Consider the following 8,521-nt stretch of genomic DNA (forward strand, 5'->3'; position numbering starts at 1 on the left):
AAAAAAATACTTGCTACATTTCTAAATTATCTTTTGTTGTAAATAGTCCTCAAATCAAATACAGAATAGAAATTTTACAAATTTTTATTCTGTATTTTTTTTACGTCATGTTATATGGTTTTATATTATTTTTTACAATTTTTCAACGGTCATAAAAATACCTCTAATGCCTTATAAATAAAGCGATAAATCTTAAAAAAATAGCTTGATAATATAACACAATGTTATATAATAATAGATAGAAAATGATTAAAAGATATAACACAGTGTTATAAAGGAGAGGACTTATGAATGAAAAATTGGTTGCACAGCTTAACAAAACTTTAAGGGTAAAAATAACACTTGCTACTCTTAAAGAAGTTTTTGCGTATCTATTCGCTCTTAGAGCTACAGGAGCAATCAATATGCTTGCTGGTGCACAGTACCTTGAAAAAGAGTTCTCCTTTAATCACCGTGACGCTGTTTCTATTCTTATCTTCTGGACTAAGAACTTTAAAAAAGTAACTGAAAGCGAGGGTTAATACAATGCTGACAGCAGATGATAAGAAAATACTATCAGGCTGGGGAGTTCCAAAAGAGGACTTTGCTCAAATCAGTGAGGCTACAGGCAGAAAGACTAAGCTAATTCTATCTGATATGGCTCAAAGCGAAAAGAATACCAAATGCATATCACACGCAGAGGCTAGAAAAATCCTAGGACAGAAAACCTATCTGTCGGGGATATGCCGTTCAGCTTTTCACTGGACCTGTTCAAGAGAATCTGATGATCTGAAATACAGTGTTTTCTTCGATTCATCAGCACTTTTCAAGTAATAATAAAGGAGAAGAAAAATGACAACAAATACCAGCGAACAGAAGAAACAAATCACAGATTATCAGTACGAAAGTCAGGTGTCTTTTATTAAAGACAGAACAGAACAGCTCATTGCCGAGATTAAGAACTGTTATCACAACCTCGACAAATGCCAGCATAAAGAAGAAATGAGAAAACAGTTTGGGCATTACGCTGAAAACAGTCTTTTTGAACTTGCTGATTGTCTTACAGGTTTAGACGGTAATGATCGACAGCTAGGACTCGATTTTGAAAAAACAAACAAGATTTTACCAATGAACTTTTAAATAATTGGAAAGGCTTTCAGATGCAACTTCTAATCAATGATGACTGTTTCAATTACCTACCTCTGATCGAAGATAAATCAGTAGATATGATCCTGTGCGATCTTCCTTATGGCAACACACACTGTAGCTGGGACAGTCCTCTTGATTTAACCGCATTATGGAAAGAGTATGAAAGAGTCATCAAAGATCATGGGGCAATTCTCCTGTTTGCACAATCTCCTTTTGACAAGATTTTAGCCTGCTCAAACCTTAAGCTGTACCGTTATGACTGGATTTGGGAAAAGACCAATGCTACAGGTCATTTAAATGCTAACCGAATGCCTCTGAGAGCACATGAAAAAATACTTGTGTTTTACAAAAAGTTGCCTGTATTCAATCCTCAAAAGACGTTAGGTCACAAGCCTGAGAATCATTACAGAAAATATATTGCAACTCAGAATCGTACACAGATTTACAAGCAACAGACTAAGGAGATTACAGGTGGCGGTGAAACTTCAAGATACCCCCGTGATGTGCTCCTGTGTCCTTCGGAAAAACAGCATAATAATCTGCACCCAGCTCAAAAACCAGTTGCTCTACTTGAGTATTTAATCAAAAGCTATACTTCAAGCGGTGATCTTGTCTTGGATACCTGTATGGGAGCTGGTAGCACTCCACTTGCCTGTAAGAACCTCAACAGGAACTACATAGGCATTGAAAAGGATAGAGATATATTTAGTATCGCAGAAAAGAGGTTAGCCTCATAGGAACAAAGATGAGACAAAGTAAGCAGGAACTTTTAAAAAGGGTTATTCAGACAAAATACTGCACAGATAAGCTGATTCGTTCATTAAAAGAAAGTCTGAATGAGTTCATTGTTGAGGAACATTCTGAAGAGGATTACGACAGGTTGTTTGAACAGATTGAGTATATTGCAGAGGAACTGCTTCCTGTACTTGAAAAGATGCGACTAATATGGACTAATCGAACAGTTGAAAAAAGTGAAGTTATCACATACGAAACAAAGCAGTAAAAATACCCCCTAAATTAAAGAAAAGGTACAACCGCAGCATTATAGAATCTTCATAAAAATTTCAATTGCAGTACAAAGGAAATAAACATGAAGCCACTAACAGATATGAATGAGATTAACACCAGACTAAAAGGTTCAAAAGCACTTCATTCTTTCTGTAAGGAAATTAAAGACAAGAGAAATAAAGCACACAAGTACACAATGACATGGTACGAGCTGGCATCAAAAGAGCTGATGGTTCATGCCAAAAGCAACACAGGAGATGAATATATTCTTGTGGAGAATGCTGTCGAGGGATACAAGTTGGCTCTGAACATGGCAATTAGATAGGAGAAATGTTCATGTGGAATGAAAGAGAAAAAACAGAAATAACAAATCTGATAAAGCACTTGAGCGAAGTGACAAAGATAACAAAAGACGTGACTTTGGAAGTTAATTTTGATGATGAGGAAGTTCTGATGCTGAATCACGATGGAAGGATTCTAAGACATATAGACATCAGCGGTGACAGTGCCTACGGTGTGCTTAAAGACGTGATGAAGTACGTAATCAGATAGTTTTGCAGAATTGATTGAAGGCTTTGCTCATTGTGCCATAAACACTGGGTTGTTGAATGGGACGATTTCTTAAACTTTGTTAGTCAGTCCCCATTAAACGAAACAAAGTAGGCTTTGTTCATTGAGCCAGATCAATGAACCAACGAAAAGTTAGACCTAATCAAAAGACTTGTTATTGTGTTAGAAAAAGCTTTTCAAGAAATGATTAAACAATTTTCGCAATAACAATTTTGGGTGGAGTTTTAGATGAAAGCGAAGTATAGAAAGTTCGCCATAGGTCGAGGAAAGTATTCTTTTTGGTTGAGATATAGACAAACTTTAACAAAGTCTGTAATCGAACACTCAAAGATGATAAACACTTGTTTGAAGCAACAACATAAAAAAGAGGATTATTACCACTCCCAGAGACGGAAAAGAGTTAAGGATTATTTGATAAGAGAGACGTGTTCTCATTGAGTTTGGAAAATGAATAATACATATATTGCAAAGATTGAAGTTGATTCTACAGAATTAAACATGATTATTACATCTCTAAAATCAACAAGAAGAATACATAAAGACAATGTTGAAAAATTAAATGAACTCATTGAAAACTTAGAGGAAGTTAGAGATACAAATGAGGAAGATTACGACTCATTTGATAATGAGTTTTAATCTTTTGGAGTTAAAAAAATTCAGTAACAATTAACGATATTGAAATAATGCAGTTCATCATTAAATAAGATTCAATCAAAGGAGAAGAGAAATGGTTAAGAAAAATATGACATTAAGAAAAAATGAAGTTCACTTCTACTTGGTGATTTCTTATGAAACATATAAACAATGTCTAATGGCATCTCCTAGTCTTTCCTTTTTTATGAGTTGTAAGAGTGCTCCCGTAACACAAAAGAGTGTTCTTGAAATTTACAATCAGAAAATGATTCATTTCTTCTACAGAAAGCTAAGTATCACCAAATGGGGAGAATCACTTCAGAAACTCAAACAGACTCTTGATGGAAAGGAATTTGAATATGCACAGATCAATTCTGACGGAACAACTGAACATATTGCAACATTCACCGATGAACCAAAGTTCTTAAATCTGCAGATCAGCTTTGAGTCAAAATATAAATTTCAGAAAGTTGCATAGTGTAGTAAAGGGTAAAAAATGAGGTTCATAGATAAAGTCAAACATTTTATTGAAAAACAAAAAAAAGATAGAAGAAGGTATAAAAATGTTTGTAAAGGATTTCGTTAATCTGCTTAAGCCTGAGGTGAATGTCAGATACAGAGGCGTAAACAACTCTCAGTCTGGATTTAAGCATTATGACAACCCAGAGAAGCTGGGACTGATGGTATTTGATTCAGTTGTAAAAATCGAAGGCAATACAGTTGATATTTTTGTAAAGTCGGAGAATATACGACCATTTCTGGACTTTGAAGAATTTTCAAGTGTTACAGGGTACAAACTTGGAGACACTATCTCCTTTAGATTTAGCAGAAGACCTGTTGATGAATGCTCCATGAGAATAACAGACTACAAGGACAGGAAACTGTGGAATCATGATGATACATATCTTGGCTTTGATGCTCATTTTCTGCATGAGTACAGGAAGAATGGTGAATGGCTGCCTTTTGGTGTGGTAATTAAATGAAAGCCAGAGAAATACTGAAAGTCTTTCAGGAAGATTAGTAAGCGAAGATAAATTCAAGAAAACCTTTGTTAACGGAGAGGCTAAATAAGTGAGATACGAACCTTCAACAAGAGCTGAACTCATAGAACTGGTCAGAGATTTATCTATCTGTCTTGGAGATATTGACACTTCAAAGATAACCGATATGTCCTCTCTGTTCTGGCAATCTTTTCGTACTGACTATACTGGAATAGAGTCTTGGGACGTTTCAAATGTGACAAACATGGAAAATATGTTTAGGCATGTATTTTTCCTTGAAGCTGCAGATCTAAAAGACTGGGATGTATCAAATGTCAGAAATATGAGAGCGATGTTTACGGGTACTCGCAATTTAACATCTGATCTCAGTGGCTGGGATGTATCCAATGTTGAAGATATGTCATCGATGTTCTACGGTTCAGACTTTAACCAGGATATAAGCAAGTGGAATATCTCAAACGTAAAAAAAATGAGTTATATGTTTGCTGACTCATTTTTTAATAAGCCTCTAAACGATTGGAACGTAAGTAACGTCACCGATATGGTGGCAATCTTCTCTGGTAGTAAATTCAATCAGTCTCTCGATAAATGGGAGATTAACCCAAAGTGCTGTATTGATAAATTTATATTTGCAAGAGTAAGACCTATACAGACTGAGATGCTTCCTCAGAAAGTAAGAGACTTCATTAGTAAACACATGGATGAAGTCTTGGTTGATTATGACGAAACCTTTGACGGAACTATTGTAGATTGTACTGATGATGAAATAGCAAACGGTATCAAGAAGAAAAAGCGCAAAAGAAAGAGTCCTGTAATCAAAAAAAGATATTAAGTGACGGCACTATTGAAATAACACGTTACAGAGAGTTTTAAGATGTCACCTGAATACATCATCACTTCCACAAAGATTAAAGCTGCACTGGTGAAGCATTTACGCTTTGAGAGACAGAAGGCTTGTGTATCTGAATTCAGCCCTATGTCTTTAAGAGATAAGGAAGACGTAGCGACTCTTGATATCAACATGGATGGCATCAAGCAGCTTGACGTATACGAAATCAAAATCTCCTATTCTGATTTTAAGAGTGATTTTCGCAAACAAAAGCATAAGAAGATGCCATATTCTCGTTTCATTTATGTCGTAGAGCCTCACATGGCAGAGAAGTGCGAGCAGTATCTGAAAGAGCATTTCCCTGACTATGGCCTGATGACATTTGATTACAATCCAACCTATAGGATGATTACAGGATTTAAGACAATAATCAGGGCAAAGTCTGACAACAAAACTATTGATAAGGACGATGAGAGAATGTTCTATCTGAGAATGTCATCAATGGCATCTCAGTGTCTTGAGAAAGAAGAACGTATTGAGAATCTTCTGGGGCAGAATAACATATTAAGGCAGGATGCAGACCACAACTATCAGCAGTTCAGAAATGAGTGTGAGTCAAGCGAAATGCGCTATCTGAAAAGAAAACTGAATGACTCCTTAAATGCAATTCTAAGTTTTGACGATATTCTGAACGGTTCGGATGATCTGCCTCATCGATACAAAGAAATACTGCAGAAAGAAAAATATACATTTGATGATATTAAAAAGCTGTTTGAATACTGTAAAGGCAGCACAGATTTCAAAAAGATTGAAGATGAACTAAACTGCCATTAGCAGAAAATAAATGGAGAATTGATGAAAATTGTAATGTCAATTAAGCCTGAATTTGCGAACAGAATTTTCTCTGGTGAAAAAGAATACGAATATCGCAGAAAGCCTTTTAGAAAAAATATATCTTCAGTGCTTGTTTATGCTTCTGCACCCGTGAAGATGGTGATAGGTGAGTTTTCAGTTAAACAAATCATGACAGATAATCCTGAAATAATCTGGGAAAAGACCAGGACGAAATCAGGAATAACTTATGATTATTTCAGACAATATTTCAAAGACAGCAGTCAGGCAACTGCAATTCAAATTGAAAAAGCAGTCAGATTCAACAGACTGCAGCAATTATCAGACTTTGGGATAAAAAGACCACCTCAATCATTCTGCTATCTGGGAGTTGATAAATGAAAGCCAGAGATGTACTGAAAGTTTTTACTGAAGGACTCCTTAAACTGGACTGTGTTAACATAGATTACAAAGATAGCGTAAGTCTCGCTCCTAATGATATCTGCGTATGGTTCATCAATTCTAAAACCAGTAGAACCATTGCGTTTTTTAATAGATGTCCTAAAAACGTTCCATACCTAGATTGTGAAGCTGAACGTTGGAATCTCATTTACAGCGACACCGAAAGAGCTAGACTAGAAATATTCCTGAAAATTATCTAAGGTGAATAATGACAAACACAAACAGTATCTACAATATTCAGAAGATAGTTGGTATCCTCTGTATTCTTGCAACCTTGTCATCTTTTCTAATATTCAGAGACAGGCTCTATCTCCTGTACTTCAACGTGGGTATAACAGTGATCATGTTCTGCACTCATTTTTTCTTTGATTCGTACATGAAGAATTTCTGTAGTGAGGCATATAAAGGAGAAACTCTTCAGAAGCAAAAAGGCTTTTTAGACCAAATTCAGTGGTGCTACGCTATAGTTCTAATATTTGTAATGATTTCATCCCTTCTTGTAAACGATCTTCTTTAATTTTTCTGCTTGGGCATATTCCCCAGCATTAAATTTCTAATCCAGAATTCTCAACTGTTTATCTTTAAGGATAAGAAAACTAAATCCGCCCCAGAAACAGAAAAAATGTATTCATGTTTTTCATACAATGTGTCGCAACTAAGGTTGGATCGCATGAAATACTATTTGTTCTTTGTTTTTCTTCTGTCAGGAACTTTAAGTGCCTGCTGCAATTTTCTGGCAAGAATCTTTTTTCAGAATGTCTTTTCGTATGGTGTATCAGTTGTACTTGGATATTTTGTAGGTATGGCCACAGCATATATGCTGTACAAGGCTGTATTCGGTAATGAAAACACGCAGCTGAGTTCAATTAGAAGATTCATTCTGGTAAATTTAATAGGAATGGCCCAGACATATGTTTTTTCTATGGCATTCTATGAAATTTTCAGCCTGTTCCTGAGATCAAATCATGCTGAAGATGTGTCCCATCTGTTAGCTTTATCAATGCTGTCTATAACATCATATACTCTTCATAAAAACTATACTTTTAGACACAAACTGACAAAAAGAAGAACAATTTAAAAAATTCCCCCTAAGATATACAAAATTAAATTTTTAAGGCTTATAATAAAAGTATCAAAGACAACACGCAGTCTTAAAAGCGTATCTACTTACGTTCGTAAGTAGTTCTTATTCGACCTTTCAGAGGGTACATGGCTATCCTTGAAAGGGTAAAGTTCATGCGATCCTCTTGAATTTTTTTTATTAAATTTTTAGGAGATTTGTATGAATACAGCAACCTCATCTTATTCTTATGGCTATAAGTTCAATGGCCTAAATATCTCAGAAGACGGTACTATTGGTAATGGTGTACGCTTCCAGCGTATCAGACGTGTTACTGGGTACCTTACAGGCGATCTTTCACGTTTTAACAACGGAAAGAAAGCTGAAGAACGAGATCGAGTTAAGCATATGCACGTTTAAAAGGAGAGCAGAAATGAAGTCTATCATTTTGGCACCTTTGATGTGTATTGTGCTGCTTGCCAGTGAGCTGATACTGGTCGGACTGATAGATTTGTCATTTGCAGTTGTTAAGTTTTGCGCTTTTTTCAAAAGAGTTAAGACTGCAGCACAACATCTGATGTAATTGTCAGTTTTATTAATTGCTTTCTGTGTCTTGATTTATTTGATTTATAAGACTTCAAAGTAATTCATAATCAATAAGGCTAACCACGCCTTTTTCTCACCCAATGGGGTTGTTACACCCCAGAGCGGTGAAGTAGCAACTCCATTTTTTATATATAAGGAGTTGCAAATGAATCTTTCATTAAATCCATCTTTTTCACCAGTAAAAAACATACTGGATAACGAAGAACTATTAGTACGCTGTGTTATAGCTTGGGCTATGTCATACGTGCTTACAGGTGTTTTTATTGTCATGTTTACTATGGCAATTAAACATGGATTTTTGCCTTTTACAGTTGAAGAGTTTAAATATGTAGCTCTTACTGCATTAGGCATAATAAGCCTGCTGGGCCTTTATCTTCTTGGTTCCGTTTTATA

At 35.5% G+C, this 8,521-nt stretch carries 18 protein-coding genes; all 18 read left to right on the forward strand.

Annotation, left to right across the window (positions count from 1 at the left end):
• Window positions 1–287 precede the first annotated feature (287 nt).
• The gene (locus QZU45_RS09870) at window positions 288–521 is read left to right on the forward strand and encodes a hypothetical protein (RefSeq protein WP_295354817.1); all 234 of its coding nucleotides are present in this window, start codon (window positions 288–290) and stop codon (window positions 519–521) included.
• 4 nt (window positions 522–525) lie between these two features.
• Window positions 526–813 (forward strand): hypothetical protein, encoded by a 288-nt coding sequence (locus tag QZU45_RS09875; RefSeq protein WP_295354820.1) that lies wholly within the window; start codon window positions 526–528, stop codon window positions 811–813.
• Between the two features lie 18 nt (window positions 814–831).
• On the forward strand, window positions 832–1,119 hold the full coding sequence (locus tag QZU45_RS09880) for a hypothetical protein (protein ID WP_295354823.1): 288 nt from the start codon (window positions 832–834) through the stop codon (window positions 1,117–1,119).
• Between the two features lie 20 nt (window positions 1,120–1,139).
• Complete coding sequence (locus QZU45_RS09885) at window positions 1,140–1,865, forward strand: site-specific DNA-methyltransferase (protein ID WP_295354826.1); 726 nt, start codon at window positions 1,140–1,142, stop codon at window positions 1,863–1,865.
• 8 nt (window positions 1,866–1,873) lie between these two features.
• Window positions 1,874–2,131, forward strand: coding sequence for a hypothetical protein (locus QZU45_RS09890; RefSeq protein ID WP_295354828.1), 258 nt, complete (start codon window positions 1,874–1,876; stop codon window positions 2,129–2,131).
• A gap of 87 nt (window positions 2,132–2,218) precedes the next feature.
• Window positions 2,219–2,461, forward strand: a complete 243-nt coding sequence (locus QZU45_RS09895) for a hypothetical protein (RefSeq protein ID WP_295354830.1) — start codon at window positions 2,219–2,221, stop codon at window positions 2,459–2,461.
• A gap of 11 nt (window positions 2,462–2,472) precedes the next feature.
• Window positions 2,473–2,688 (forward strand): hypothetical protein, encoded by a 216-nt coding sequence (locus tag QZU45_RS09900; protein WP_295354833.1) that lies wholly within the window; start codon window positions 2,473–2,475, stop codon window positions 2,686–2,688.
• Between the two features lie 465 nt (window positions 2,689–3,153).
• Window positions 3,154–3,342 (forward strand): hypothetical protein, encoded by a 189-nt coding sequence (locus QZU45_RS09905; protein ID WP_295354835.1) that lies wholly within the window; start codon window positions 3,154–3,156, stop codon window positions 3,340–3,342.
• A 91-nt stretch (window positions 3,343–3,433) separates the two neighbouring features.
• Window positions 3,434–3,817: a hypothetical protein gene (locus QZU45_RS09910; RefSeq protein WP_295354838.1), complete on the forward strand. Its 384-nt coding sequence runs from the start codon at window positions 3,434–3,436 to the stop codon at window positions 3,815–3,817.
• 85 nt (window positions 3,818–3,902) lie between these two features.
• A complete protein-coding gene (locus QZU45_RS09915) occupies window positions 3,903–4,322 on the forward strand; it encodes a hypothetical protein (RefSeq protein ID WP_295354841.1) in 420 nt (139 codons plus the stop codon).
• 88 nt (window positions 4,323–4,410) lie between these two features.
• Window positions 4,411–5,172: a BspA family leucine-rich repeat surface protein gene (locus QZU45_RS09920; protein ID WP_295354844.1), complete on the forward strand. Its 762-nt coding sequence runs from the start codon at window positions 4,411–4,413 to the stop codon at window positions 5,170–5,172.
• Window positions 5,173–5,214: 42 nt separating this feature from the next.
• Window positions 5,215–6,003, forward strand: a complete 789-nt coding sequence (locus QZU45_RS09925) for a hypothetical protein (RefSeq protein WP_295354847.1) — start codon at window positions 5,215–5,217, stop codon at window positions 6,001–6,003.
• A 21-nt stretch (window positions 6,004–6,024) separates the two neighbouring features.
• A complete protein-coding gene (locus tag QZU45_RS09930) occupies window positions 6,025–6,402 on the forward strand; it encodes an ASCH domain-containing protein (protein WP_295354850.1) in 378 nt (125 codons plus the stop codon).
• A 268-nt stretch (window positions 6,403–6,670) separates the two neighbouring features.
• On the forward strand, window positions 6,671–6,979 hold the full coding sequence (locus tag QZU45_RS09935) for a hypothetical protein (RefSeq protein WP_295354853.1): 309 nt from the start codon (window positions 6,671–6,673) through the stop codon (window positions 6,977–6,979).
• 153 nt (window positions 6,980–7,132) lie between these two features.
• The gene (locus QZU45_RS09940) at window positions 7,133–7,540 is read left to right on the forward strand and encodes a GtrA family protein (protein WP_295354854.1); all 408 of its coding nucleotides are present in this window, start codon (window positions 7,133–7,135) and stop codon (window positions 7,538–7,540) included.
• Between the two features lie 204 nt (window positions 7,541–7,744).
• Window positions 7,745–7,942 (forward strand): anaerobic ribonucleoside-triphosphate reductase, encoded by a 198-nt coding sequence (gene nrdD / locus QZU45_RS09945; protein ID WP_295354857.1) that lies wholly within the window; start codon window positions 7,745–7,747, stop codon window positions 7,940–7,942.
• Between the two features lie 13 nt (window positions 7,943–7,955).
• On the forward strand, window positions 7,956–8,105 hold the full coding sequence (locus QZU45_RS09950) for a hypothetical protein (protein ID WP_295354860.1): 150 nt from the start codon (window positions 7,956–7,958) through the stop codon (window positions 8,103–8,105).
• A 168-nt stretch (window positions 8,106–8,273) separates the two neighbouring features.
• A partial coding sequence (locus QZU45_RS09955) for a hypothetical protein (protein ID WP_295354863.1) occupies window positions 8,274–8,521 on the forward strand: 248 nt, incomplete at its 3' end.

This window comes from uncultured Succinivibrio sp. (assembly GCF_902756765.1).
In the GTDB taxonomy this organism is placed as follows: domain Bacteria; phylum Pseudomonadota; class Gammaproteobacteria; order Enterobacterales; family Succinivibrionaceae; genus Succinivibrio.

Bases quoted from the DNA above. Each gene is read 5' to 3' on its own strand.
- QZU45_RS09870 (WP_295354817.1), top strand. From the start codon at position 288: ATGAATGAAAAATTGGTTGCACAGCTTAACAAAACTTTAAGGGTAAAA.
- QZU45_RS09875 (WP_295354820.1), top strand. From the start codon at position 526: ATGCTGACAGCAGATGATAAGAAAATACTATCAGGCTGGGGAGTTCCA.
- QZU45_RS09880 (WP_295354823.1), top strand. From the start codon at position 832: ATGACAACAAATACCAGCGAACAGAAGAAACAAATCACAGATTATCAG.
- QZU45_RS09885 (WP_295354826.1), top strand. From the start codon at position 1,140: ATGCAACTTCTAATCAATGATGACTGTTTCAATTACCTACCTCTGATC.
- QZU45_RS09890 (WP_295354828.1), top strand. From the start codon at position 1,874: ATGAGACAAAGTAAGCAGGAACTTTTAAAAAGGGTTATTCAGACAAAA.
- QZU45_RS09895 (WP_295354830.1), top strand. From the start codon at position 2,219: ATGAAGCCACTAACAGATATGAATGAGATTAACACCAGACTAAAAGGT.
- QZU45_RS09900 (WP_295354833.1), top strand. From the start codon at position 2,473: ATGTGGAATGAAAGAGAAAAAACAGAAATAACAAATCTGATAAAGCAC.
- QZU45_RS09905 (WP_295354835.1), top strand. From the start codon at position 3,154: ATGAATAATACATATATTGCAAAGATTGAAGTTGATTCTACAGAATTA.
- QZU45_RS09910 (WP_295354838.1), top strand. From the start codon at position 3,434: ATGGTTAAGAAAAATATGACATTAAGAAAAAATGAAGTTCACTTCTAC.
- QZU45_RS09915 (WP_295354841.1), top strand. From the start codon at position 3,903: ATGTTTGTAAAGGATTTCGTTAATCTGCTTAAGCCTGAGGTGAATGTC.
- QZU45_RS09925 (WP_295354847.1), top strand. From the start codon at position 5,215: ATGTCACCTGAATACATCATCACTTCCACAAAGATTAAAGCTGCACTG.
- QZU45_RS09930 (WP_295354850.1), top strand. From the start codon at position 6,025: ATGAAAATTGTAATGTCAATTAAGCCTGAATTTGCGAACAGAATTTTC.
- QZU45_RS09935 (WP_295354853.1), top strand. From the start codon at position 6,671: ATGACAAACACAAACAGTATCTACAATATTCAGAAGATAGTTGGTATC.
- QZU45_RS09940 (WP_295354854.1), top strand. From the start codon at position 7,133: ATGAAATACTATTTGTTCTTTGTTTTTCTTCTGTCAGGAACTTTAAGT.
- nrdD (WP_295354857.1), top strand. From the start codon at position 7,745: ATGAATACAGCAACCTCATCTTATTCTTATGGCTATAAGTTCAATGGC.
- QZU45_RS09950 (WP_295354860.1), top strand. From the start codon at position 7,956: ATGAAGTCTATCATTTTGGCACCTTTGATGTGTATTGTGCTGCTTGCC.